Origin of the sequence: Bacillus cereus group sp. BfR-BA-01524 (assembly GCF_022662595.1) — a bacterium.
Taxonomy (GTDB): domain Bacteria; phylum Bacillota; class Bacilli; order Bacillales; family Bacillaceae_G; genus Bacillus_A; species Bacillus_A thuringiensis_S.
Map to the genome: position 1 here is coordinate 1 of NZ_JAKUDW010000076.1, position 25,455 is coordinate 25,455.

Here is a 25,455-nt window from a genome sequence, read left to right on the forward strand (position 1 = left end):
GAATATTCGTATGAGGGGGAAGATTTCGTTAGTAATGAAGATGAGGCACCCTTACCTAAAAAAATTATAGTTTCTACTTATACACCTATTGATAAGTTAGAGGGAGTTATTAAAGAGTTAGAACACAATAAAGAATTACGTAAAACAAACATTGATCGCCTTAATTTACAACACATTGCTACTAGAATTTTGAAACACTGTGTTTTTAAAGGGAAGGAAGATATAAATTCAATATTTGATTACGTAGGATACAAAAATCCAGATTTACACTTAGAGATTAGCCCTCATAAATTAGCACAGGTATCTGAAATGAGAAGGAGGGCAGTTTATCGATTGGTAGAAAACTACGATGCTATATCATATCTGTTTGAGGATAAGTATAAGGAAAATGACTTTACCTATGTAATCGAATCTTACCAAAAGGAGCTAGATTTATTTAAAGAAAGTTTAGAAAAAATAGGCTATAAAGCTCGAGTTAGAGCAAATTTATTGCAAGGTATAGGAGCCTTAGATCGAAGTATAGAAGATAGGCATAGATTTTGGAAATTAAAAGATGTTATTGATGTAGATAGAAAAATGTTTATTTGTAACTTAGAAGTACTTTTTATATTATACAAAATAAAAATTCTTATAAATACCTTAAAGCCATCAAATACTAATTATAAAAAAAGTATGTTTTTACCTATTGATAAGTTCAACCTTTATCATGGAGGAGAAGAGGCGTTTAAAAATGACCTTAAAATACTCGAAGTATGTTCAACTAGTTTTTGGAAAGAACTTTGGATTGGTCCCGAAGATAATAAGCTACCATTATCCATGTTAAGTTCTGGGGAATTAAGTTTATTTCTAAGGATTTTTGATTTATATGACTATGTAGAGCATGAATCAATAATTTTGATTGATGAGCCAGAAACACATTTACATCCAAAATGGATAAAAGGATATGTGAAAATATTAAATGAATTACTGGGGAAAAAAAGGTGTCATGTAATAATAGCTACGCATTCACCACTTATTGTTTCAGATGTGCCGAAGAATAGTATTGTAGCTTTAAAAAACTTTGGAGGATTTATTGAACAGATAAAAATTAGAGAACGAACACTAGGATTGAATTATGATGAGATTCTTTCAGAGGTTTTTGAACTGGATGATGATAAAGGGAACATGATTCATGAATATGCTAAAGTAATAGAAAAAGCACTTGAAAATGATGATTTTGACAAAGCATTAGAAGTATACTCTCAAATGGCAGATAGTGATATAAGATACAAGTTATATTCAAAGTTAAAAGAGTATCAAGAGCAAAAAGGTGAGAGAAATGTATAAATTTCTATTACTTGAAGAAGTAGAGACACGTATAGGAGCATATCATGGATTTGTTCTTGAACTGTTGAAATGTATTAATAATTTACCTAATCTAGAAAGCATTGAACATTTAACAGTTGAGGAAAAGGAAGCAAGGTTTAAGACAGATTTACAGGTTGTTATTGGCGAGCTTAAAACATTAAAAAAGAATAAGACTGTTGCAGTTACTTATCATTCGGTTGTAAAAGTTGCGACAAAGACGGACTTAAAAAAATGTATCACTAAATTAAAATATGAAGAATATAATATTTCTGAAAAATATATGGAACTAACGAAAAACTATGAAAACATCCTTTCTAATTTATATAAAGATTCTACAGAATACTCTACGTCAATGCAGCATTCTTTTACCTACTTATATGAAAAGTTATTGCAGACAAAAGTATTCAATGAGGTAATAGGAAATAAAGATAAGTTGGCAATTAATGAATTTAAAAATTTATTGCTTTTAGATCACAATGTTTGTCCATATTGTGACTGGTATGAGATAGAGGTAGCAGGTGTATCGATAGACCATTTTTTACCAAAATCCAAATTCCCGTTGTTTTCAATATATCCCAAGAATCTAGTTATGTCCTGTCCTACATGTAATGATAGAATTAAAAGAGATCATATTAAATTCCCTATTTTTCATCCTTATTATGATGAAGTAGCTAATTATTTTAAGTTCAAATTGGTTAATGAAGAAATAAAAATTTCTTTTGTTAAGGGAATTAATTCATTAGATAAAGAAAAGGCAAAAAATTTCCTTTCCCTATTTAAGATCGAAACGCGTTTTAATGAGAATGGAATGGCGAAGAAATTAGAGGATTTTTACACAGATATTCGAAATGATGTTTATACTGATTTGAAAGATGAGAAGGTAACCCTAGAGGATATAAAACTAAGGATTATTAGCGAGTTTAATAAACAAGTTGATAGATTGATTAAAAAGAAAAGAAAATCTGCTTTAACAAAACTAAAACTAGATTATCTAGAACAGATTAATAATCCTAAAGAGATTGATTTTGTTTCAGGAATGATTAATTTTGATATTAAGAATTTTCAAGAAGGAGATTAATAAGGACTAATCTAGATATGAGCTGATTACTAAATTAAGAGATAAAAAGTTAATTTCAAAAAAAATAACAATCTTGGCATGTTATAAAAGAGCCATGGTAAAATGGCCCTTTTATATGTAATGTCTATGCTTGTTGGGAGAATTTATTCGTTGCTAAAATACTAAAAAAGCACATTAATACACCAGATACAGCTGCTTTTTCATCAAAGAAAAGTGCTGAAAAAAATAAAGAAAATAGAAATAACATAGATAAGATTTCTTTTTTTGCATTTTTAAAATTTGTTAACATATTGAGTTCCTCCGATTACGAATTTTTTGTAAAAACTTTTGACTTGTATCAGTAGTGCATTATACTCATTTTGGGGCTAGCTTTTAATAGTAAAATATTATTTATTAAAATATTTTTTGAAAATGTTGATATCAAAATCTAAAATGTGTAATATATAGTTATATTGTTAGTTTATTTGATTCCGTTTATTCCCACACCTTTTTTTGTGTTGTGGTTGAGTTGTAGAAGCAAGTTGCGTCTTGTTTCATTTGTGAAAGGGCTTCTTTGAGCCGATTAGTGTATATATAGCTTATTTTGCTATACACATTATTAATCGACTTGAAGAAGCCCTTTTTGTGTTGTTTTCAAGTATGCAGGCGAGGTTATTTATTATTCATAAAATAACAAATTAAACAGTAGAGGAGATAGTAAAATGAAAAAAGATTGTAGACACTTAAAACTAGTACCAACAGTAGAGGAACATAAAACGCGAATGGAAAAAAATCAGAAGTTATATGCTGCACCAGCAATGTCATCTGAATCCAGAGCAAGAGTAAATCAAATGAGAGGGTGTTTTGAAGCAGAAATTATATTACCAGATGGTAAATTTCAATATTTCAAGCCACATGCTCTTAATGAAAAAGAAGCCACTCAAGAAATCGCGTTATATATTGAAGGGATTCAGGAAATGAAGGTAGGCTATGTCATCTTATGGCGCTTTGTTGGGCAACAAAGTTTTTATAGTGGTACTAAGATCGTAGCCGAACCAAAGTTACGTAAATTTATTCGTAAGCTAAAAGATTACTTTTTTGATTATGAAGAAGTGGTTTATGAAACTGAAAAATAAGTAGGATAGGGGATATAAGCATGAAAAAAGATAACATTTGGACATTATTAGATGATCCAAAAGAGCAGGAAACAAGGAGGCCATCTCAAGAACCGGATGATATATTCGCTGGTTTGGATGAGCTAACGGAGATTACAGATGAAGAACTACCATTCTAATTATGTCGAGGTAGTGTATAGAGGGTAAAAGGAAGAACTGAGTGATGTTTATACTTGGATCTTCCTTTTTTTATTGCAAAAAAAGAACTCGGAGGAAAATATTATGAGAATAGGAAATGATTTAGCGGCGGGATTTTATCCAACACCACTAACAGAAGGGAAACACTTAGTACAACTATTACAAATGGAATCACAGCGAGCTTATGCTTGCTTTGATCCATATTGTGGAGAAGGTACAATTTTACGAAGTTTTGCAGATGAGGTGAGACAGGTTGGCATACAACTTGATACATATGGTGTGGAAGTAGATGCAAACCGATATAACAAAGCAAAAGAGCAATTAGATGTTGTGGTACGCTCGAGCTTTGAAAGCATGATGATTAGTCATGACTATTTTCCACTTATCTTTTTAAATCCACCTTATAATACGGAGCTTCGTACAAATAATGAAAAAACAGAGAAAATGGAGTTCAACTTCCTAAAACGTGCTCATCATTATTTAGCAGAAGGTGGGATTATGGTATATGTGATTCCATATGACAGATTTTTTAGAGATGATATCAGTTATTTCTTAGCTAAGAATTATGAGGAAATAGGCTTAATGCGTTTTGGCGATGAAAATGAAGAATTTGAGCAATTTAAGCAATGTGTTTTTATTGGCCGTAAGCGTGCAGCTACGAAGAATGATACATATTTCAATGATCGATTTGCTAATTTTTGCGAAAATATGTCTGACCTTTCTTTCGTCAAAAAACATGTAAATACATTAGCAGAAATGGTAAATCGTAAGGACTGGGCTATACCAGAATTGCGTCATCAAAACAAACTTATTTTTACATCACGAGTGGATTATAAAAGTGCTTATGAAGGAGTTGGGAAATCGGAAGGTATCTCGTCGTTCAAAAAGCGTTTAAATAGAGGGAATGGTTACTCACTTCAATGTGAGAAAACAGCTGCTGAAAGAGCGAAAATGCCAATTGCTTCCGGACAACTAGGACTTTTGCTGATAACAGGTGTGGCAGATGGTTTGCTTGGTGAAGGTGATACACTCCATGCAGTTCGTGGATCTGAAAATGTGTATTATGAAAATTCATTTGAGCATTTGGAAAAAACAACGAAAGAAGTTGTATTACAAAAACGTCGCGCGAAATTTATCATCGCAACGCCAAAAGGTGAAGTCAAAGAACTTGTCTAGGAAAGGAAGAGAGAGATGTCTGTACTGTTAGGGTTAGGAGCACTTTACATTGTATGGGAGTTTAGCAATCGTATAGTTCGTATTGCTATTGTGCTTACAGTCATGTGCTTATGTGCATCTCAATTTAGTGCAGGTACACATTTGGTAGTACTAGAACAATTCTCTGTGTTTCAAGGTGCAGGTGATATGCTACATGCGGCTGAACAATCATTACCAGAGTGGAAACGGTTTATAGATTTTTAAACAATAAATTGAATGAGTAGGACATGAAACGTATCGAATAAGATGCGTTTTTTATTTTAGGAGGGAAACTTATGTTACAAGAAATAATTAAACAAGATACATTTGACCAGGAACAAACACCAGCGATGTTGCAATTGGAGACAGCCGCTGCCTCACATACAGCTTTTTGTTTTGCAATGGCAGTAAATCGTCATCATCAAATCCAATTTGCAGTACTAGGTGCGAATGATAGTACATTAAAGTCATTCCGTGCTGCCATATCAATAGGAACTAGTCGTTTGTATTTTGGAGAAGGAAAAAAAGAAGAATTACATTACATATTAGATAAAAAAGTGAATGTAAATTCAAAAGGTCAGTTTGAATTTATTAACACACAAACAGTAAATAAGAAGAAGGCGATTATTGCATTTTCTAGAGAATTAGAAGAAAAGTATATTGTTGCAATTGACGAAGCGCCAGAGATACAAGTAAGGGATTTCCTAATGGCTCCTCCGTATGGTTTACCAATCTTAGAAGAATGGGCGAAGCCAATTTATGAGGAGATGCTAACAAGAAATCTATTACAACCGTTAGAGGTGTATTTTGATAAGAATGAATTTTCTTCTTTAACGATTGCGCAAGTCTTACTAAAGGAAAAGGATTGTAAGGAGTTTTTATCAGAAATGATTCGCTCTAAGAAATGTCAATTCCCGCAAGAAGGTACAGGTGAAAAAACCAATGAAATTAATGATTTAAATGAATACCTATTGGAATATTCGCCTGTCATGCTTGATAAGGTTACAAAGTTGGATGAGCCCTTACATCAACCGATGAAAGATCAGGCATTATCTCATTTTGATACATATCAAAGACCATTATTCCCTGTACAAGCACATGTTGCAACAGGTGTAGCAAAAGCTTTACAAGTACAAAAGGGAATCATCTTGCAGGGGGAAATGAGCACGGGCAAGAGCGCAATGATGACAGCTGCAGTAGATGGCTATTTTCATTTAAAAGGGCAAAAAGGATATCGTACATGCGTATTTGTTCCACCAACTCTTACTGAGAAGTGGGCAAAAGAAGAAATACGACACTTATTACCAGACGCAGAGATCCACCTTATTAAACGAACTGAGGATCTTATTCGTATTCATCAAGCTTGGATTCAGGCCGGGAGACCCAAGCCACAAAAACCAACCTTCTTTGTCATTAGTTTTACAACGATGCGAGGGGATTCTATTAAACAGATGCCATTACCTTATAAGCAAATTGCACTTTCCAAAAAATCGGAGCAAGAGGTGCAAAGATATTATAAGAATGGCTACTACTGTCCAGATTGTGGTGCTAAGTTGCGTAAAAAAACATCTTCTATCATGGTTCAACAGGCCAATGGTGAACAAAAAGAAGTATGTCAATATAAAGATTTTACAGCTAGTGACTTAGATACTAAAACGAATAAAAATAGTGTATGTGCTGATTGTAATTCAAATATTTGGAGCCCAAAAGTAAAAACAAAATATGCAAGTTTTAAAGAGTGGACAAAATATGAGGAACAATTAGTGCAGGCAATTAAAGAGGGAAATAAACCTTTACAAAAACAACTAGAGTTAGAGAATCGTGTAAAACCATATGACGCAAAACATTCAGGAAGAGCGTATAGAAAAGTAGCTACTGTTGAGTATATTCGTAGAAAAATGAAGCATTTCTTTGACGTTCTTATTGCTGATGAGATACATGAGCTGAAAAGTGAATCTGCACAAGGAACTGCTTTAGGAAGTTTAGCAAAGGTTTGTAAGAAGTTTGTAGGTGGTACGGGGACTCTATTTGGCGGAAAGGCAAGCGACGTATTTTATACGTTATGGCGCTTATATCCTCAAAAAATGGTGAAGAGTGGGTTTAAATATAGCTCTCTAATGGAATGGAATGAAACCTACGGAAACATCGAGAGAACGTATTACCATGATGGTGAAGTTGTATCCAATGTAGCTTTGCGTGGTGCACAGGGTATGCTAGATAAAACAAAAGTTGTTCCTGGTATTTCACCATATGTGTTTACCAAATTCTTAATGGATACAACGATTAATGTACGCTTAAAAGATGTATGGCCAAATCCAGTCGAACTTATTAATGTACCTACGATTCTTGTAGATATGTCAGAAGAGCAAAAACAAGCCTACGAGCATATGAAAGAGTCATTTGAAAGAGCGATTGAAGCAGCAAAAGGTACACCAGATGTCGGCAAATTATGGCTTTCTTATATTCGTACAGGAAATGCATATCCAGATAATATGAACCATTATCCTAACTATTACTTAGATGGGAATAAAAAAGATGTTGTTTGGTCCAATACAGAATACAGATTCGATGAGGATTGTATACAGCCTAAAGAGAGGAAGTTGCAAGAAATATTGCGCACTGAAATTTCTGAAGGCCGTCCAACGATTATTTATGTATCTGATACAGGATCTACAGTAAAAGAACGAGACATTCAACCCCGTTTGAAGAAGGTTGCAGAGCAAGTACCTGGTGCGAAAGTATCTATTCTTCGCACGAATACAGTTACTCCGCCAAAGCGCAGTGCATGGTTAAAAGAGCAAGTGAATAGTGGTGTAAATGTAATTATCTGTTCGCAGGAATTGGTGAAAGTTGGTCTGGATTTATTGGCAACACCAACGCTCATTTTCTACCAGCTTTCATTTAGCTTATTTACGTTAAACCAAGCCGCAAGAAGACACTGGCGTATTGGACAAACTAAGCAATGTAGAACCTTTTATCTGGGCTACAAAGAAACATTCCAAGCTCAGATGGCACAGTTAATTGCTCAGAAGAATAAAGCTGCTGAAGCAATGAATGGTGATGCAACAAGCGATGGTCTGAATGCAATGCTTGGTGATACAGGGGATCTACAGTCTCTATTAATTCAAAACATTAAGAGCGGAAATCAATTAAAGGGTTCGACAGAAGAATGGACAAAAGCAGCATCGGAAGAATCTAAGCGAGTACTTGCAAACATCGGTAATGTCATTACGCCTGTATTTGAATCAATTGAAATTCAATTTACGAATTGGATAGAGAAATTACCAGAAACGATGGACGTAGCATTTATGAAAGAGGCTCAATTTGTACAAAGAGCAGTTGAATATATTAAAAAAGAGCAAGTACCTGGAGTTCGAGTGAAGCAGAATGTACTTCAAATAGATGAAGAAATAGAAGATGTCATTCGAGCTTTAACAACACTGAATACTGATAAGAGTATGCTTGTGCAAAAACAGGATATCACATTCTGGGATTCAGTTATTGTAGAAGTGGATTCTTCTAAAAAGAAAGGGAAACGAAAAAACAAAGTAATCGATGGACAGTTTGAGTTCGATTTATTTGGATGATCGAGAGGGGAATATTATGTTTACTAAAATTTTAATTGGTCTATTTTGTTATGTGTTTTTGGTAGTTCGTAATTCAAAGAAAAAATTTCTAATAGAAGAAGCCAAGAAAAAAGAAATGGAAAATAAACCGGTGGAACGCCCTGTTTATTGGTGCCCAAGAGAAAACAAGCCTATTGGAAGGGAACAAGAGCGTGTTACTGTTCCAACAAAAGAAATCACCTTAGAAAAGGATGTAGCAAGTATATATGATTTAGTTGCTACATCTGTTCATAAGAATCTGGGTGAGGAAGAGAGTAACAGGTTAAAACATGAGGATATAGAAGTAGTGGAGTATGCTGAAGATTTTCATCATACTCCCACTCCTGAGGCTGTTTATGATATTCCTTTTCCAAGTGATGAGGATATACCAGTGGAATTATTAGAATATGAGGACATGTATTCACAACAAGAATATGTTTCAATTCCACCGGAAACGGAACACGATTTTCCTGTTCAACAAGGAGTAGCTGATGTTGAAGATATGGATTTTGTGAGGTGGACTGCAAAAGTAATAGAACAAGAACAAGGACTGACACGTGTCATAAATATGTCTAATAAGAAGCGTTATTGGATTCATACAGAGGGAGAGATATTACCGAAAAATCAATTACTGTATATGGAATTAGAGGTCGATTCACCTTATTCTTATACACTAGTTGAATGGAGTAATAGACAACTAGGAAATATATAAATCTATTTCCTAGTTGTATTTTCTTAGTTAAATAGCATGAAATATAGCATTTTCTCACTCATTTGTACAAGAATAAAACATTTTTTTATTTTTGTACAAATGAGTGGGACAGAATGATTCACCATATAAGGATATTCGACTATAATGAGACATTGTACGTCATTGTAATATTAAAATGTTTTGAGATTTAAGTGATTAACAGTCTTAAAACAGGAGAATTGAGAACTCTTCGTAATATTACAATGCTTAAAATAGATTAAATCCAAACATGAGGATTATATGAAGTAAAAAATATTTTTGAGTTAAAAAAATAACAATTTTGAAAGGTGAATGTAAATGAATATTAATTCCCTAAGTAACAATGTAGTAGAAAAATTAGAACAAACGGTGCGCTATGAAAAGAAACAAGTCCAGGTATTACGTGTAAGTAAAAGTAGTTCTAATATACACGCTTACATGATTTTTCCGGAATTCTCAGAGGTTAAAATTTTAAATACCGAACTGGATGAATATATAGAAAACCTGTCAACAAGCGTGAAGTATGTCATTGATCGCAAGTTGAGTCAACAAGAAATTGAAAAACAAAATCATTCTTTCATTATGACGTGTGAAGTCGAGGAAGATGGTGTGATAGATGATGAAACGATTCATTTTAATACGACGTATGTAAAACCACCAACAATTGCAAATAAAGTATTTAAGTTGGTATGTGGATTAGGGAATCGCTTAGATAGCTTAAAAGAATTACATATTACAGTATTAAATAATAATATTAACCGAATTGAAATTGAGTTTTACAATGAAAATGAAACATATGTGGCAGTAGAAAAAGAAGAAATTGCAAATGCAATTATGGGGGCATATACAAAAGCAAATATCTATTATGCAGCAGATCTTTATTATGCAGCAGAAGGAAATGAAATCAAATTAAAGAGCATCAAACCAAAATTAGCGGGTGATGTGTGATGAAACGAGAAAAAGGAATGATAGGAGTCTTATGCACGCTTGTTTTGATGGTTTTATTACTTGTACCCTTACAAGCAGCTCAAGCTTCTGTAAAAGTAGATTTTAATGAATTAAAAGGAAATGATGTTTCGTCATCATTTAAAGATGGACTAAACAATCGAACGAAAACAACAGAGAAAGATGATTCGTTTGGATCATCAATCATACAAAAGATTGAAGGATTGTATGCGCCGGCTTTTAAAGTAGGAGTTAATATCTTTTCTATTTCATTCGTATTAGGCGTTATTGTCATGGTTATGGCGTTAATAACAAAGAATGGTCAATGGATGAAGTGGGCAACCGGAAGTATGATTTTCTCATTTATCAGTATGATGTCGATGAGACTAAGTGTATACTTCTTGTTTAGTTCCGATGTATTTTCATTTATGAACATCTTTACGGATTTTTTAAACCTGTTTAAAGCAACAGCACTTATTTTCACACCCTTTATGTTAATCGCAGGTATTCGTTTAAGAAGAATTCATGAGAGTACGAAACAGCCAGAATATTACCGTTGGGCAAATCGTGTCATAACGGGTTCTTGTTTGCTGTGTATGTTAGCCGTACTCGCTCCATGGCTATTCGCTAATATGTAAAGAACTATATATAAAGATAGAAAAGGTACTGAATCTACATTCAGTACCTTTTATCTACCCATTAGGTTCTTTCTTTCATATTCTTCAAATACTTCTTCTGAAATTGGCGATAGTATGCCGCTCAAATACACAGCGGTATATAAAAAGTATTGCTCATCCCTTGTTTTAATTGTATGAGTACCGTGTTCCTCATTGTTTGGAATAATTCGTTCAATTTTGAGTTGTTTTTTATCACAAATGATCTCTTGTACTCTATATAAATTATGTATCGGTAAACGATCAATATACAAACAAAGGTACTCTAGTAGAAGTAGAATAACAGTCATTTGTAGAATGAAAGCAATTTTTAATAGGGTTGGTATGGATGCAAATAATACTAGAAATATAGAGACCAAGAAGATATTTAACTTTGAAAACCATTTTTCGTGTTGATTTAAAGAAATAATACTTTTCTTATTCTGAAACACCTGGAATCTCGTTATAAGAAAAATAATTACAAAGATTCCTTCATAACTAAACCAGGTTTTCCACTCCGTATTAGTAAGTTCTAGCAATATATATATGATACCGGTAGATACGATCAGTGGTACCAGATGTACCAAACTAAATAGTATGGTATGTTCTAACATTCTTTTCTTGTAGATACGATTAGTAATTGAATCCAAGTTTCTTAACTCCTTCTGCAATTTTCATGATGACACCACCAATAAGAAGATAGTATTCGCCAATTCCTTTTTTATTTACGTACCAACACATATAGTGTCGGATACCTTCTTTTGCACCATGGTCATGTAAAGGAAAAGGAGATGCGTATTTTTCAGATGACATATTATTATCACCGAAAGGAACCTGTTCTGCAAGTGCAAAACGTTTCTTCGAATCATTTATAATCCAACAACCATAGTTTACTGATTCATACCATATTGCGTCTTTATGAATTGGATCAATAGAAGGTTGTGCTGGATAGCTTTCAGCTAGTATTTGTGCTTTCTCTTCACGAAGTTGCTGATGTATGTGTGAATTCAATGGATCTTCCGTCCCGATTTCATAGGTTTCCTCAAAGTTACGACACTCATAAGGGACAAGGGGATTATTTGAATCAGCTGCTAATTGTAGACTGCAAGAATCTGATTTTGAAAGATAATATACACAGTTTTTGCAAGTGAAAAAGTCTGAAAAAGCTGAATCTGTTTCTTGTTCTGTTACGGTATTATCTACTACAAGTTTTAACATGTCTATCACAATCCTTTTTAGGCTAGTTCGTAAATTAATATAGACGTATCATATCATGCTTATAAACAAGTGTAAATATTTTCCAAATAAAAATAACCTTATTAATTTTGAAAGGACTGTTTGTATTGAATAGAAATCGAGAATATATTGCTTTGCGAAATTCTATATTAATAGGCTGGTTACTGACATGCTTCGTAATAGGCCTATCTATCTATTTTTCTTCTGTTGTTTATTTATTAATCGGATGTTTCATTCTATCGTTAAAATACGGATTAATGGGTACCGTGAAAAATGTGGAAAAACGTTTGCCTACCTGGGCCAACTTTGGCGTCATTGAAAAACCAGTAAATAGAAGAGTAACCAGACCTTTTCAGTTTCGAGGTGGGCTCCTTGTTTCATTAGCATTAGGATTCGTAGAGATGGTGATAAAAGGCTTATGTATCTCATATTTTATTTTAGGATTAGAAACGCATGTATATCGTTTAATGCGCAGAAACGCAAGGGTGTAAAAAGGAGGACTCTATTATGAAAGTATTGATATTTGAATTGATTCTTATTGCGGTTCTAATACCGTTGAATAGTGTTGTGAAAAAACATGTACCAAAATGGAAAGGAAAAGCTGGAGAGAAATTAGTAAAACGTATATTGAGCAAGTTGAATTCTGAAAGTTATTGCGTGTTACATGATGTTACGGTTTATACGGAGTATGGTGATACAACACAAATTGACCATATTGTTATCGCGGAAACCGGTGTATTTGTTGTAGAGACGAAGAACTATGAGGGATGGATCTATGGAAGTGAGAAAGCAGCAAGATGGACACAAGGTATCTTTAGAAAGAAACACTCTTTTCAAAATCCATTTCGACAAAACTATAAACATATAAAAGCAATTGAATGGGTGATGGAACAACAGCTGCCGTGTATTTCGATTGCAGTATTCCATCCAAAATGCAGTCTAAAAAGGGTACATGTTCATTCTAAAGATAAACATGTCCTGTATTATAACGATCTACAAAAATGTATTGAATCATATACTGATGTGCAACTAGCAAATGACGAAATCCAGCATATTTATCAAACAATATCGCGAGCGAACATGACGGATAAAGATATTGAAAAGAAACATGTGAAGTATTTACAGAATAAGTTTGCTAAACAATAAGAAATGGAGAGATATATGTTATATGTAATAGGGTTTATTGTAATCTCTGTAGTAGCTATTCGTCTTAACATGAAGTATTACAAGCTAAAAGGAGATCCGAAAGATTTTATGAAAAAAACAAATCAGTAGGTGGATGTTAATTCAAAAGAAAAGGATACATTTTTTATAAAGATGTATCCTTTTCTTTAATTATTCTTAGTCCAATAATTTCGCCAAAAGTATATTTAAATCAAAAAAATGATAGAATTTCAGACTATATTTTAAAGTAAGTTAATTTTGAGGATTTATCTTTTAAGAATATTTAATTTGTTAATAACCACAAGCCTGGATAAATTCTTTTATTCTATTCTCAATACCGCCTAGATAGATGTACCTTTCGGGTAGAAATTTCGTTTCATCAAAAGTATCATCTTCCTCAAAGATTAAAGGTAGTTTATCACTCTTTGCGAGTTCAATTAAGTGTAATGGCGATAATCTATAAATATTCAAACCGAACTCTTTAAAAGTATAAGTACCAAGTTCTAGACAAGCTTTCATATGCTTAGAAAATTGACCGTCTATATGATTATCGCTAATAGCTTTCATGGAATTAACAACTCTTTCTTCAAATTGCTTCTGACTAGGTAATCCATTAATCTGTAGTATTTTTTCTATATCAAATTCCCCATCTTTGCTCATTATATCTTCATTAGACAATTGAATGTTACGTACAAGTCTGTAAAAGATATAACTTGGATCATTTGTGTTTATAAGTGCCTTTTTTGTATCTTTTTCTAAATTGAAATAGTTACCATGTTTCAACATAGGGACATACTCTTTTGGAAAATTTAAACTTATTAAAGCTAATAATTTTGATAATCGAAGTCCTGTATAAATATCACTAATGTTTAATAAACCAGAAACAAGGTGTGCTGCAGTTGAATATGTAAGTAAATCAGAGTTATATAGCCAATCATAACTACTGCGTATAAATTCATGTGATGCTACCTGTCTCTCGTCATTATCACTTAGTTTTAACATGGCCTGTGAATGCATAGTAACCTCTGTGGCCATTGCACTAGTTTCCCAAAGCGATTCAACTGACAGAGGGATTCTCCCTATAAACTGCTTTCGATAGAAAAACTTACTGAAAATGATTGGCTTTGTCTTATCTGTTTCCCCATTTATATTATATCTACAACCAATGGATGTTCCAAACTCCCAATCTTTTTCATTACCTCCTCTAGCCTTTAAGCCGGATAATTCCTTATAAAAATCTTCAAATTTAAGACTTCGTATCTGTTTATTCATTTTTATCATATGATGGTAATCTTTTTCTGTACCATGCATAATTGCGTTAAATGACTTGCAAGTAGATTCTAGTAGCTTTTGTCCGTGAAGTGTTGAGAGATGGTCTATATAATGAGCAATTTCATGAACGAGTACCCTTGTTTTATTAATTATGCTTAAATCATAAGGATTTTGAAGAATATTATCGAAATCTTTACGATTGATACTGGAATATACTATTGATTGACTTATTGGATCATAATATGCCTCTGTTGTTACATTAGGAAACAAAAATAACTTATCTTTTTTTAATTTTGTTATCAATAAAATCATCCCCATTTTATTTTTTAATTTACCATATGAGTATATCTTAATTTATCTTATTTATTAATTTTAAAATACAATAAGTGAAATACCAATATTATAATATAAGATTAAAATGAATATTGAAGTAGGGAGCCTAAAGTTATGGATCTATTATCATTTATGAGAAAGAATATAAAAAAGATGAATAGGAGAGAAACAAAGTTATTGGGTAATTTTCAATTCAAGGTAGATACTTGGGAAAATGATAGGGACTCTAGTAATCCGAATAATAATGGAGTTGTATATGGGGTGGCTTGTGAGTTAGATAAAAAGCAAAAGGAAATTTTAATTAAGGAGGCTAAAGAATTGGGTGGATTAGGAGAAAACAATCTTGAAATCAAACCCATCAAAGAAAACTACTATGTGTTATATTGGGGAGAAAGTGATATTATTTATGGAAGAGGAATGGCTCATGTAAATGGGCATAAAGGTAATAGTAACTTACACCTAAATTGCTATAAATGTTTAGAGAATCATAATATGATTTACGCATATATTTTTGTTGAGGATTGCAACTTCATAGAAGAAAAGTTAAAAGAACAGTTTCCTCCTCTTTTAAAGACTTTTAGAGGTTAAATATTGATAGTGAATGAATTAGATATCTAAATCATGTAGGAGTACCGTCAGCATTTTGGAAAAACCCCATGCTAAGAGTATGCAAGATTTTATACAGTTTTTCAGCTAAGTCAGTAACAAATGGGAACCTTAAAATCTACGTCAGAATAGGATTATAGAAAAAGGGCATAAACTTCAAGTCTGTGATTTTGAGTTGCTGGAATCTAAAACAAAGAAAACTGCTCTACACACAGAAAGCTCAATTCTTACTTTCATGGAAACGGCTGGCCATAAAATTGATGATGAACATTTAAAAGAGCTGATGAAAGGAAAGCGAATTGGAACCGTAGCAACGGAAGCTGCTTTTATTCCAGCTTTACATGAGAAGAATTTTATAGACATTGATAAAGGGAAAATTATTACAACTCCAATTGGCCGTGCCTTTATTGAACAATTTCCCGTTCAACAAATTAAAGATCCACTGTACACAGCAGAAATGGAAGGAATGATATACCGTATTGAAAAGAATGAAATGAGTTATGAGAACTTCATTGCACAAACAAATACGTTTATACAAAAAATAACGCAAGAGATTATAAGAATTCCTGACACAGTTTCGTACAATCTAATAGAGACTTGGAAGCAACAAATAGAAGTATGCCAATGCCTTTGTGGAAATGGAATAATTTTAGATAGAGGAAAGTTTTTCGGGTGCAGCAATCATCCGAACTGTAACATTGGCTTGCCTAAGAAAATTAAAGACAAAACAATTCCTGCAGTGCAAGTAAAAAAACTGTTTGAAGAGAACAAAACGGACGTTATAAAAGGATTTAAATCTAATGGCAAAGAGTTTTCTGCTTATCTAGCATTTATAAATGGTGAAGTAAGCTTTAATTTGCCTACAGTTGAAGAATTATCGCTAGGTCAGTGTCCAAAGTGTCAAAATGGACACATTTTAAACCGTGATACGTTTTTTGGGTGTTCAGAATATCAAAGCGGATGTAATTTTGCGATATCAGCTAAAATTAAAGAAAAGAAATTATCTGATAGCCAGATTAAGAAATTATTGAAGAATCGCGTTACTGACTTCATTCATGGTTTTAAAGGAGAGTACGGAGAATTCACTGCAGCTATCCGATTAAAAGAAGATATTAGCATTTGTTTTGAACGTCCAACAACGGATGATCGTACTATAGGGGAAATGTCCTTTGTGCCAAGGAAGGGTAATTGTAGGGAAAACCACTTATTTATGTGAGCATTATAAAAAGCCTTGCGAATTCATTGTGTCTGGAACCATTTTGAAAAAGAAAATAACTAGCGCGCAAGTAAAAAAGTTATTAGAGAAGAATATGACTGATACAATCTCAGGATTTGAAAGTAAGAAAACCGGAGAAAAATTCGATGCAAAATTAACCTATGATGTACAAAAACAACGTATTACATTTATAACGAATAAAAAGAAGTAATATCGCAAAATCTTAAATTTCATATATAAAATTAATAAGAACTATGATATGATGAAAGTAACAAAATACTTCTAAAACTATCTTGCAAAAGGACACACCTACGCATACATATGCCATAGGTGTGTCCTTTTTTATGTATTTTTAAGATTTCAAGACTCAAAAGGGGGATATATATTGTGTACCAGTAATATAGCGTCTGATAAGGTATCTTTTGAAAAATTGAAAAGTCAGGAAAAGTATGAAGAAAGTATGGTGTCAATATGCCCGCAGTGTAAGGAACGGTCATATAGTGCACTTTATAATGATCATCCAAAATGGATACAATTTTGCCTATGTTGTAATTATCGAGAAGTAAATACTATGAATAGTCCGTTTGTTTATTAGAAACAGCTATTTACGTATTTTAAGTAGGAGGAAGAAATTTCGATATGAAAATATGGATTAAAGCTATTTGTATAACAGCATTCGTAATTAAAATGTCAGCATGCAGCAGTTCCGTGCAAACAAAAAATGATTCGAGACCTGCCCAAGCAGTACAAAATGGAATACAACCGCACGTAGAAGGAAAAAGTATTGTTGATATTCCAGAAGCTTATAATGGGAAATTAAAAGGCTTAGAGACCGTTAAAGGGAAGGTATTACACATTAAAGACGGAGATACGATAGACGTAAACGTAAAAGGACAGAAACAGACGGTAAGGTTACTTTTATTAGATAGCCCTGAGTCTGTATCTCAGAAAATCCCACCACAAAAGATGGGAAAAGAAGCTTCTTCCTTTTTAAAGAAACAGCTAGATGGGGAAAGTGTAACCTTGGTTTATGATCAAGGACTAAAAGAAGACAAGTACGGTAGGAAATTGGCTTATGTATTTTGTAATGGTATACACATCAATGAATTAATTGCCAAGTCGGGTTATGGGATTATAGCCTATATTTCTAAACCTAATACTACATTACTACCCGAAATGCTAGAGGCAGAAAAAGAAGCAAAAGAATCAATGGTTGGAGTGTGGAGCATTAAAGGGTTTGTAAATGAAAAGAAACGGCATTATAACCGTAATGATGCAGCTTAGCACCCTAATCCATTGCAATACAAATATTTGTGCAAAATGGAGGTTTTTTAAATGGATGAAAACAAAAGAAATATGCTCTTATCCTTTGTCATTTCAATTTTATTTATTTTCGCAAGCCTATTACCATTTAGTAATAATGAATATGTGTATGTTATCTCCAAAATTGGTGCTGCAGCTGGTGTAATAAATATTGTGATGATGAGCGTTTTCTTGTATTTTCAAAGCAAAAAAACGGGACATTTATTAAATTAGTAAATTAAAACTTAATAGTTTTCCTTACTCATATCTTTTTAAGCTTGGTAAAGAAAATCGAAAAGAAGTGTGAAAGGTGAGTCAAGTACCTGGATTTTTGAAGTTTGTTTTAGCGAAAGAAAGACGGTATGTATATTTAGTTGTAGCAGAAAAGAAAAACAAAAAAGTACATACACACATGGTATATAGATTTGATCCGCTAGAAAAATCATTAGAAACCATGTACGAAATGCTTGGTGATTTTGAAAATCTTTTCCCTCTAGAATTAAAAGAGAGGGGATACGACTGGGAAGATATCAATGATTGGATACTTTCTATTGAAACAGGGTACTCGAAACAAGGAAATAAACTAGTCATATATTAGTAAATGTTTTGTATTTTAAAAAATAGGTGAGGCGAAAATAAGATGTTGATCATTCAAAAGTATCACATTGTAATTGCTTGGACGATAGCTACTAGTGCAATGTTAATTAGTTTGTTTTTTAGTGAATGGATGAAGCTGCCGCCATGTGATTTGTGCTGGTACCAAAGAATGTCCATGTATCCATTAGTATTAATATTGGGGATAGGGATATATTGAAAAGATTCGCACGTAAGCACGTATGCATTTCCATTTGCGTGTATCGGTTTAATATTAGCTGTATATCAAATTACAATTCAAGCGTTTCCTACTAGTGAGATGCAGATTTGTTCAGTAGGAGTTTCTTGCACAAAAGATTACTTAAATTTATTCGGTTTCATCTCGATACCTATGCTATCTTTTGTTGGGTTTTTAGCCATCATAATACTTCTATATATTAAATCTGATAGGGAGACAAAAGAACAAACAACATAGTGGTTATGAACAATGTATTCAAGTAACCACAACATATTTAAAAATAGATAATTAAAATAAAAAATAATTATAAAAGGAGAAATTAAAATGACAACAATGCAAGTAAGTAATGACATGTACAAAATCCCAGAGGCGGATGTAGAATTATTAAAGATTATGGCCCATCCAGTTAGATTACAGATCGTGAAAGAACTAGAACGTCGCAAAGTATGTAATGTAACAGAGTTAACAGATCTATTAAAAGTACCGCAATCAACCGTATCTCAGCATTTATCTAAGATGCGAGGCAAGATTCTTCGTTCAGAAAGAAGAGGGCTAGAGATGTACTATCACATTGCAAATTCTAAAGCATGCCAGATTGTTAGTGTGTTAGGTCTATAAAAATACAAAATTTAAGTGGTGGTATGAAGTAAAGAGTTCATTACCTAGAAGGAACAAAGTGAAAAGTAATTAAAATGAAGAAGGATAATTATTCGAATCATACACTCATGAAAACCTGGATGAAGTAATAGCATACAGATTAAACACATCGTTTTCTACAATCTGTTGGAAAACAATATTCATATGAAAAAGGACAAAAAGATCGGAGTGAATTGAAACAATTACGTTTAGAATATCAACAAGTAAAAATGTAACTACTTGTAGGGGAATGTAGCTGGAAATCGAAAGGATTTAAGACTAGAAACCGTAGTCACTTTATGTGGAAGGAAGTTCACTAAATAGTAATTTTTATCATAAAGCTCTTTGGAATTAAAAAACGTTAGTTTTCCATTTGAATTTGTTAAGAATCTGTAACTATTTTTATAAAAATTAATGCTATCCTAGATAATGATAGTATTACAAAATTGTTGATACTATTTTATATATAATACTCCATTCCTTACTTACTGGTAAATCCAACACAAAAAACATCCATTCTCCTAGAAGAGTGGGTGTTTTTTGCGTGGGAAAGAAGAGACGAATAGATTAATTTATATTTTTGAAAAGCAGATTATAAAATCAGACTTTGCATTTAGAGATATATAAGGGATTTATAATTATATTGCAGTACTTAAAATAAATTTTATTGGACAAAAAATCTTTTGGTTTTTAGCGAGCTTTTTAATTAGCAGGAACTTAGGTAGCAGGTTAATTTATATGGGGGATTATACGTATGAGCATAGCAATCAAAATGCTATAGCAAGATAATCACAACCACTGAAAAAGCATCTACTATTTTCGAGAGAGCAGATGCTTTTTTTAAAAACAAATCACTTCTACATAATTACAGTCCGAACGAAATAAAATTCAATTTTACACAATGAAAAGTGCTATAATAGAAAATCAAATCATACTATTTAAAGCCAGACTTGTGAAATTTGTAAAGAGTCGCGAGGTAAGGGGACGTATTAGGCAAAGTCCAGGTTTTAAGTATTTCACTCAACGTAATATTTGCCCGTTTTTTTTTTTTTTTTTGCAAAATATAATATTGGAAAATACATCCATTGTATTCACTTACACATTGATGGATTTGAAGGTTATATTTATCAGCGACATATTGAATGTTTATCCTTACTGGAGTATACCCGAATATAATAATTTTACCATCTGACTTTAATAGTTGAACTAGATGTTCAAACAGATTATACGCTTGTTTAATTGTCACGACTTCCATATTTAAAAATCTTAAAAAGAGGTAGTCAGCTTTAATATTTTTTTGAACCGTGTTGGATGCGTCTGCTTGGAAGACAAAATCTAATTTCTTTTTTGCAAGCATAACCATTTTTTTAGATTGATCAGATCCAATATATTTTCCGCAAGGGAAATTTAATTTCAAATGTTCTAAAAACGTTCCTGTGGAGCAAGCTGGATCATAAAATACCTTATTTCTAGTTTCCTGGTTATTTAAATATTGAATAGTTACATCTCTAAAATGAGATTCATTAGCATCAAGGTTTTCTAATTGTGCACTGTTTAAGGAATTCCACGTTTCAAAAGTTATTATGTGCTCTTGAAAATCATCGTCCAAAGGCGAAAACGGATATAATATTTCTGCTTTTTTGTCATGTTGCAATGTTAAAAATACACTTTCTATTTCTTGTTGTGTACAAGGTGTATAATATAAATACACTTGGTTATCATTTATCTGATACGTTTGAAAGCGTCCTAAAATCATGTTTGGATAAATCATTGGTCCGATGTTTACAGTTTTAGTTTCAATATCTATTTCTTTAGCAATTTTTCTGCCGCAAAATGTGTAGTTTGAAGTTTTTAATATAAATAGATTTTCTCTTGAAAAATACGGTTCTACGTATACATTTGTTGAATGAGTGTATGGTGTTTTTTCTCTATTTAAAAAATCATCTAATATAATAATTTCATGATTTAAACGTTCATTAAGATTTAAAAATGATTTATTATTAATAGAAGTTTTTGTTTTCCCTCTATCTGAAGGGAAAACAATTTGTCCAAATAATATATTAAAGAATCTTTCTGTATTGGGTATAATTACATTTACTAAATGAACGCCATTGCTAAACTTTTGACATATTGAATAGTAAATATCAAAATCATAATTATTTAAACTTTGAACAAGGTAGTCTAAATATCCATCAAGATTGTCTAAAGTGTAATTACTTAATGTTTTAAAGTCCACCTGTTCTATTTCAAATGCATTTAATAAAGTATTTGTGTTAAATTCAGCACATGCATAATGGTTAGGAAAACCGTTTAGGCAATTAATATTGTGCATTATCTCTTTACTTGCATTTGGATATGCTTGTATCATGTGATAACTTTGAATAAGTTCAGAAATTGCTCTTTTTACAGCATATTCCCGATATAAAGAACTTCCACTTCCGTAAATAGGTATTCCAAACTTATTGTGTTCTAGTATGGCAAGAATAACAGGGATCTTTAATTCAGTTGTTAGATTAACTAGAATAATCTTTTGGTCAATCTCCTTTTCAGCTCTGCTTAAAAATTCCTGTACGTCTAGTGATAGTGTTTCGCGGTTGATTATTTTGACGGTGTCATTATTACGATAATAATAATATTTTAATAAAAATAATGATAAAGCATCACGTTCAATAACTTCATTGCTAGCATGAATGATTGCTTCGTTTAAGCTACAACCAATAGCGGTGCCGCTATTACTGCTATAACGCTTCAATTTACTATAATCTATCTCTTGATCAAAACATTTTGGGCTATCTGCATAAAATGGATTCGTAATAAAAGTCGGATACCATAACTCTTTAGAATCATTTTTTGTATTTGTATATTTTTTACAGAGTATTAATTTTTCTCTATCAGAATCAGAATCAGAATATAGTAACTGAATAATTTTTTCATTATTAAAATATTTAATATTAGGGATTTTTTCAAGAGGAAATAATTTTTGTTTAGAATAATCTATCTTATACTCTGTTAAATAATGTTCCAAAGACTCAAATAAAGCCCCAGCTTTACTAGTGAGTCCTCCTCCTTTTCCAACCCCTGATGTTAGCTTTCTTCCTTGTAAATCTACTAATTCGGCATATTCAGTTTGAAGAAATTCACCTATGTTTTCATAATTTATCTTTATACCTAGCTCTTTACAAACGTTAATTCCTTTATGAAGTGCATCATTTATGTTGTGTTCCCTTTCAAAATTTTTTTGCACCAAATTTTCCTCCTATATAATAAGGCGAAACGTCCTTAAAAAGGAGATTTCGCCTTATTATTAATTACTTTTTTTAGCCTCTTTTAGTTCAGTTGTTGTTAATTTCTGATCTCCATTTTTAGAAGAAATTCCTGAAAGTAAGTATCCCATTTTGTTCACCTCCACATCAAAAATTTTTTAATTTATTTTATAAAACTGTCGTTGAATAGGTAAATATTTCGTATTCAATAAAATTTTTTACCTATCCACAAGTTAATTTTACTGAATTATCCGAAAAAACAATATTCAATTTTTGCCTTTTAGAGTGGAAAAATAAGAATGGACATTTATAAAAAAGCGTATATAATTTTTCGTTTTAAAGGGAAGATGAGTGTTGGTAGGAGTAATTTTTTGATCATCAAGGAAACACACAAGAGAATGAGGTATAATCTATGTTTACCTAAAATACCTATTAATTTTTCACCTTTTTCAATCTATAACACCGAATTTTGTTTGAGAAAGTACTTAGTTGCTAGTTGTTTTGTATTTAATTATTTTTTGCCATGTTGAAACAATCCTCTTACAAAGAAATAGGGGAGGGCTAATCTATCATTCATACTCTGTCGAGTTAATTTAATTAGAAAATAAAAAGGGAAAGGTATAGTCAAAAGAAGTAATTAGTAGTGTGTTTCGATCACATTAAAACAGCTATCAGGTATTTTTTGCATTTTTTCAAAAAACGGTATGACACTCCACAATTAAAATAAACTTCTAAGGATATTACTGTGATAAACAATCAAAGGAAATTCCCTAAAATATGATTTAAGAGGTTTACAAATCTTTCAACTAGATATACGGATCTGAATGTTTAATTCTGATTATTTTGTGTATTTAAGGGCGTTATAAGTACAATTTATATTTTTAGGAAGAACGAAAAGTTTTTCGAATTGGAATAAATAACATATAAAAATAGCTCGAATCCATGAGTATATTATAAATGCAAAATTAGGGTAAAAATAGTTTTATTAAACACACCAAAACCACCATATATGAGTATAGAAGACCTAGAAGTTAGTACCATAATTAAAAAACTTGCAAAGATGCTATAGCAAACAAGTTGTGGTTATATTTAAAACGTTCATTTCTAGTCAATCATAATTCAATCATGAATATAAAAACAAAGACATTAAAATCTAACAATGTATGAGTGGGATTACCCATTTAGTGGTATAGATAATGATAGGAATCGAAATGCAGCAATTCGTCTTTTAACAGTAGGAGTTTAGAGGATAGTCTAGTAAATATAAGTTTCTGTGCTTAGGAATTTCCCTCCTTAAACTGTGCGTGATGATGTAACGTGGTGAGTAGTTTAGTCTAAATGTGGTGCACTATTCGGATACGGTAAATAAAAGTTTATATTTTCGTGTGTTGATGAATTTCAATGTATTGATATTCCAAATATCAACCATATAAGCTTGGAGATATTAAAAGGGGGATATATTATAAGAGGCATTTAAAATCACTTGAATAACATAGATTTAATATAAATAGATTATAAAGTATTAGATAAATAGAAAGTCTTATTAACTGCTCTGTATGAAAATAAAGAGCAGTTAATAAGATGTTGGTGAATTCATAATGCAATTAAGGAGAATTTTTATTATTTATTTTGTAAAACCAATTTACCTGTACGGAATAATTCTTGTCTTTTTCCATTTTCTTCAAAGGTATTATAAGCATAGACTGTCATTTTATTTAAATCCAAAGTTTGGCTAACAGAAAATCCATCTTTCTCTAACCAATTTATAAAAAAGATGCCTGGCGCTAGTTGACGAAAAGTAATATTTTCTTCTCCTTTAGCGCCTTTAGCAACACCTTCAATGCCTTCCCATTGAATTTTTTTATAATCTACATATTTAACATTAAAAACATCTTTTTTATCATATGTAATTTCGAATGTTTTACCAATAAATTCAAAACCATTTACAACATGACTATCCGATTTTTTTGATTGAGAGTTAGGTGAATGATATAGATTACATCCAGAAACTGCAGTTGATAATAATAAAATTGCCAAAATGACTTTTTTCATAATAACCTACCTTTTTATGCTGATTTTAATTAAAAATCTATAGAAATTTGTACTACAACTATTAATTTAATATAAATTTTCCCTCTTAATAATTGTAACGAAATTTATTAGCTATATATTTGAGAATTCAATGTATGATTTATACCTATTACTTTAATGAAAAATAAGTAAATAGATGAAATGGAATGTATTTACGTTTTAGATTTTAAAAGACATTCTGTTTTAATTAGAATAAATAATAACTACACAAACCTTGTAAATTGGCATAAGATTTGTGTAGTAAGTTATACATTTCTTTTAAATAGGATTAAACTAGCTTTTTTCTATATAAAAATTGAAGTCTTATTCAGACCAAATCCATTGATCGTCCTTTGGAGTTGAAGTTTTTGCCTCTTGAATTTTTTCAATATCATTCTCAAATGTTTCAGCAATATTACTTCTAATCCACTCGGGCATATTTTTTACTTTTACTTTATCCCCTATTTGGAATGTATTTGGTGATGAAAAATTCACACGCACAGTATCGAGTTTTCCAGATGGAGTTGGATATGTAACTGTCACATAATGACCCTGTTCACTCGTATATTCTGATTTATTTGTTATTTCTCCGACTATATAATTTGGTACCCCTAGATTGTTTAAATGTACTCCGGAAGTTAAGGAGTTAATTTCATCAATTTTCTCTACGGAGGTAGCTGC

General features: G+C 31.9%; 23 protein-coding genes and 3 pseudogenes. 19 read left to right on the forward strand and 7 right to left on the reverse strand.

The genetic code is table 11. From position 1 onward, the window contains the following. On the forward strand, positions 1 to 1,326 hold a 1,326-nt coding region (locus MR170_RS22400; protein ID WP_242309359.1), incomplete at its 5' end, for an AAA family ATPase. Then, positions 1,319 to 2,425, forward strand: a complete 1,107-nt coding sequence (locus tag MR170_RS22405; RefSeq protein WP_242309360.1) for an HNH endonuclease — start codon at positions 1,319 to 1,321, stop codon at positions 2,423 to 2,425. The genes MR170_RS22400 and MR170_RS22405, both read left to right, overlap by 8 nt. Before the next feature lie 124 nt (positions 2,426 to 2,549). On the opposite strand, the gene MR170_RS22410 is transcribed toward MR170_RS22405, so the two are convergent. Then, complete coding sequence (locus MR170_RS22410; protein WP_242309362.1) at positions 2,550 to 2,714, reverse strand: hypothetical protein; 165 nt, start codon at positions 2,712 to 2,714, stop codon at positions 2,550 to 2,552. Between the two features lie 412 nt (positions 2,715 to 3,126). On the opposite strand from MR170_RS22410, the gene MR170_RS22415 reads away from it, so the two are divergent. From MR170_RS22415 to MR170_RS22450, 8 genes are all read left to right on the forward strand, one after another. Further along, on the forward strand, positions 3,127 to 3,540 hold the full coding sequence (locus MR170_RS22415) for a DUF6018 family natural product bioysynthesis protein (protein WP_242309364.1): 414 nt from the start codon (positions 3,127 to 3,129) through the stop codon (positions 3,538 to 3,540). A gap of 20 nt (positions 3,541 to 3,560) precedes the next feature. Further along, a complete protein-coding gene (locus tag MR170_RS22420) occupies positions 3,561 to 3,698 on the forward strand; it encodes a hypothetical protein (protein ID WP_242309366.1) in 138 nt (45 codons plus the stop codon). Between the two features lie 103 nt (positions 3,699 to 3,801). Then, positions 3,802 to 4,893: a DUF6094 domain-containing protein gene (locus MR170_RS22425; protein ID WP_242309367.1), complete on the forward strand. Its 1,092-nt coding sequence runs from the start codon at positions 3,802 to 3,804 to the stop codon at positions 4,891 to 4,893. 15 nt (positions 4,894 to 4,908) lie between these two features. Further along, a complete protein-coding gene (locus MR170_RS22430) occupies positions 4,909 to 5,136 on the forward strand; it encodes a hypothetical protein (protein WP_060852720.1) in 228 nt (75 codons plus the stop codon). A gap of 71 nt (positions 5,137 to 5,207) precedes the next feature. Beyond that, entirely contained in the window at positions 5,208 to 8,498 is a 3,291-nt protein-coding gene (locus MR170_RS22435; protein WP_242309369.1) for a DEAD/DEAH box helicase, read from the forward strand. 16 nt (positions 8,499 to 8,514) lie between these two features. Beyond that, positions 8,515 to 9,228: a transposase gene (locus MR170_RS22440; RefSeq protein WP_242309371.1), complete on the forward strand. Its 714-nt coding sequence runs from the start codon at positions 8,515 to 8,517 to the stop codon at positions 9,226 to 9,228. A 336-nt stretch (positions 9,229 to 9,564) separates the two neighbouring features. After that, on the forward strand, positions 9,565 to 10,194 hold the full coding sequence (locus tag MR170_RS22445; protein WP_242260423.1) for a hypothetical protein: 630 nt from the start codon (positions 9,565 to 9,567) through the stop codon (positions 10,192 to 10,194). Beyond that, positions 10,194 to 10,829, forward strand: a complete 636-nt coding sequence (locus MR170_RS22450; protein WP_242309373.1) for a hypothetical protein — start codon at positions 10,194 to 10,196, stop codon at positions 10,827 to 10,829. Before MR170_RS22445 ends, MR170_RS22450 begins: the two co-directional genes overlap by 1 nt. Before the next feature lie 50 nt (positions 10,830 to 10,879). Here the strand turns inward: MR170_RS22450 and MR170_RS22455 are convergent, their stop codons facing one another. Beyond that, the gene (locus tag MR170_RS22455) at positions 10,880 to 11,458 is read right to left on the reverse strand and encodes a hypothetical protein (protein ID WP_242309391.1); all 579 of its coding nucleotides are present in this window, start codon (positions 11,456 to 11,458) and stop codon (positions 10,880 to 10,882) included. A gap of 19 nt (positions 11,459 to 11,477) precedes the next feature. After that, positions 11,478 to 12,062 carry a hypothetical protein gene (locus MR170_RS22460; protein WP_242309375.1) on the reverse strand — a complete coding sequence of 195 codons (585 nt, stop codon included), beginning with the start codon at positions 12,060 to 12,062 and terminating at the stop codon, positions 11,478 to 11,480. A 125-nt stretch (positions 12,063 to 12,187) separates the two neighbouring features. On the opposite strand from MR170_RS22460, the gene MR170_RS22465 reads away from it, so the two are divergent. Together MR170_RS22465 and MR170_RS22470 are read left to right on the forward strand one after the other, a co-directional pair. Beyond that, complete coding sequence (locus tag MR170_RS22465) at positions 12,188 to 12,571, forward strand: hypothetical protein (RefSeq protein WP_080000448.1); 384 nt, start codon at positions 12,188 to 12,190, stop codon at positions 12,569 to 12,571. Between the two features lie 16 nt (positions 12,572 to 12,587). Further along, the gene (locus MR170_RS22470; protein WP_242309376.1) at positions 12,588 to 13,226 is read left to right on the forward strand and encodes a nuclease-related domain-containing protein; all 639 of its coding nucleotides are present in this window, start codon (positions 12,588 to 12,590) and stop codon (positions 13,224 to 13,226) included. Positions 13,227 to 13,535: 309 nt separating this feature from the next. Here MR170_RS22470 and MR170_RS22475 read toward each other — a convergent pair whose 3' ends face one another. Continuing rightward, entirely contained in the window at positions 13,536 to 14,819 is a 1,284-nt protein-coding gene (locus MR170_RS22475; RefSeq protein ID WP_242309378.1) for a hypothetical protein, read from the reverse strand. A 144-nt stretch (positions 14,820 to 14,963) separates the two neighbouring features. Between MR170_RS22475 and MR170_RS22480 the strand changes: the two genes are divergently transcribed. The 7 genes and pseudogenes from MR170_RS22480 (at position 14,964) to MR170_RS22510 (ending at position 19,423) form a co-directional block, all read left to right on the forward strand. Beyond that, entirely contained in the window at positions 14,964 to 15,437 is a 474-nt protein-coding gene (locus tag MR170_RS22480; RefSeq protein ID WP_242309379.1) for a hypothetical protein, read from the forward strand. Positions 15,438 to 15,588: 151 nt separating this feature from the next. Then, a pseudogene (locus MR170_RS22485) lies at positions 15,589 to 16,882 on the forward strand (topoisomerase C-terminal repeat-containing protein); the annotation flags it as partial. Between the two features lie 428 nt (positions 16,883 to 17,310). Then, positions 17,311 to 17,955, forward strand: coding sequence for a thermonuclease family protein (locus MR170_RS22490; RefSeq protein WP_242309381.1), 645 nt, complete (start codon positions 17,311 to 17,313; stop codon positions 17,953 to 17,955). Positions 17,956 to 18,006: 51 nt separating this feature from the next. Then, a complete protein-coding gene (locus tag MR170_RS22495; RefSeq protein ID WP_242309383.1) occupies positions 18,007 to 18,207 on the forward strand; it encodes a hypothetical protein in 201 nt (66 codons plus the stop codon). Between the two features lie 76 nt (positions 18,208 to 18,283). Continuing rightward, the gene (locus MR170_RS22500) at positions 18,284 to 18,571 is read left to right on the forward strand and encodes a hypothetical protein (protein WP_242309385.1); all 288 of its coding nucleotides are present in this window, start codon (positions 18,284 to 18,286) and stop codon (positions 18,569 to 18,571) included. Positions 18,572 to 18,613: 42 nt separating this feature from the next. Further along, positions 18,614 to 19,042, forward strand: a pseudogene (locus tag MR170_RS22505) (disulfide oxidoreductase). An 87-nt stretch (positions 19,043 to 19,129) separates the two neighbouring features. Beyond that, on the forward strand, positions 19,130 to 19,423 hold the full coding sequence (locus MR170_RS22510) for an ArsR/SmtB family transcription factor (RefSeq protein ID WP_043938837.1): 294 nt from the start codon (positions 19,130 to 19,132) through the stop codon (positions 19,421 to 19,423). 952 nt (positions 19,424 to 20,375) lie between these two features. Here MR170_RS22510 and MR170_RS22520 read toward each other — a convergent pair. The 3 genes and pseudogenes from MR170_RS22520 to MR170_RS22530 all read right to left on the reverse strand — a co-directional run. Next, positions 20,376 to 22,685, reverse strand: coding sequence for a YcaO-like family protein (locus MR170_RS22520; RefSeq protein WP_242309387.1), 2,310 nt, complete (start codon positions 22,683 to 22,685; stop codon positions 20,376 to 20,378). 1,639 nt (positions 22,686 to 24,324) lie between these two features. Next, positions 24,325 to 24,756, reverse strand: coding sequence for a MoaF-related domain-containing protein (locus MR170_RS22525; protein ID WP_242309389.1), 432 nt, complete (start codon positions 24,754 to 24,756; stop codon positions 24,325 to 24,327). 342 nt (positions 24,757 to 25,098) lie between these two features. Continuing rightward, positions 25,099 to 25,455: pseudogene (locus MR170_RS22530) on the reverse strand (ATP synthase subunit A); the annotation flags it as partial.

Bases quoted from the DNA above. Each gene is read 5' to 3' on its own strand.
- MR170_RS22510 (WP_043938837.1), top strand. From the start codon at position 19,130: ATGACAACAATGCAAGTAAGTAATGACATGTACAAAATCCCAGAGGCG.
- MR170_RS22525 (WP_242309389.1), bottom strand. From the start codon at position 24,756: ATGAAAAAAGTCATTTTGGCAATTTTATTATTATCAACTGCAGTTTCT.
- MR170_RS22460 (WP_242309375.1), bottom strand. From the start codon at position 12,062: ATGTTAAAACTTGTAGTAGATAATACCGTAACAGAACAAGAAACAGAT.
- MR170_RS22480 (WP_242309379.1), top strand. From the start codon at position 14,964: ATGGATCTATTATCATTTATGAGAAAGAATATAAAAAAGATGAATAGG.
- MR170_RS22425 (WP_242309367.1), top strand. From the start codon at position 3,802: ATGAGAATAGGAAATGATTTAGCGGCGGGATTTTATCCAACACCACTA.
- MR170_RS22455 (WP_242309391.1), bottom strand. From the start codon at position 11,458: ATGTTAGAACATACCATACTATTTAGTTTGGTACATCTGGTACCACTG.
- MR170_RS22495 (WP_242309383.1), top strand. From the start codon at position 18,007: ATGGATGAAAACAAAAGAAATATGCTCTTATCCTTTGTCATTTCAATT.
- MR170_RS22440 (WP_242309371.1), top strand. From the start codon at position 8,515: ATGTTTACTAAAATTTTAATTGGTCTATTTTGTTATGTGTTTTTGGTA.
- MR170_RS22410 (WP_242309362.1), bottom strand. From the start codon at position 2,714: ATGTTAACAAATTTTAAAAATGCAAAAAAAGAAATCTTATCTATGTTA.
- MR170_RS22435 (WP_242309369.1), top strand. From the start codon at position 5,208: ATGTTACAAGAAATAATTAAACAAGATACATTTGACCAGGAACAAACA.
- MR170_RS22445 (WP_242260423.1), top strand. From the start codon at position 9,565: ATGAATATTAATTCCCTAAGTAACAATGTAGTAGAAAAATTAGAACAA.
- MR170_RS22415 (WP_242309364.1), top strand. From the start codon at position 3,127: ATGAAAAAAGATTGTAGACACTTAAAACTAGTACCAACAGTAGAGGAA.
- MR170_RS22430 (WP_060852720.1), top strand. From the start codon at position 4,909: ATGTCTGTACTGTTAGGGTTAGGAGCACTTTACATTGTATGGGAGTTT.
- MR170_RS22490 (WP_242309381.1), top strand. From the start codon at position 17,311: ATGAAAATATGGATTAAAGCTATTTGTATAACAGCATTCGTAATTAAA.
- MR170_RS22450 (WP_242309373.1), top strand. From the start codon at position 10,194: ATGAAACGAGAAAAAGGAATGATAGGAGTCTTATGCACGCTTGTTTTG.
- MR170_RS22420 (WP_242309366.1), top strand. From the start codon at position 3,561: ATGAAAAAAGATAACATTTGGACATTATTAGATGATCCAAAAGAGCAG.
- MR170_RS22405 (WP_242309360.1), top strand. From the start codon at position 1,319: ATGTATAAATTTCTATTACTTGAAGAAGTAGAGACACGTATAGGAGCA.
- MR170_RS22470 (WP_242309376.1), top strand. From the start codon at position 12,588: ATGAAAGTATTGATATTTGAATTGATTCTTATTGCGGTTCTAATACCG.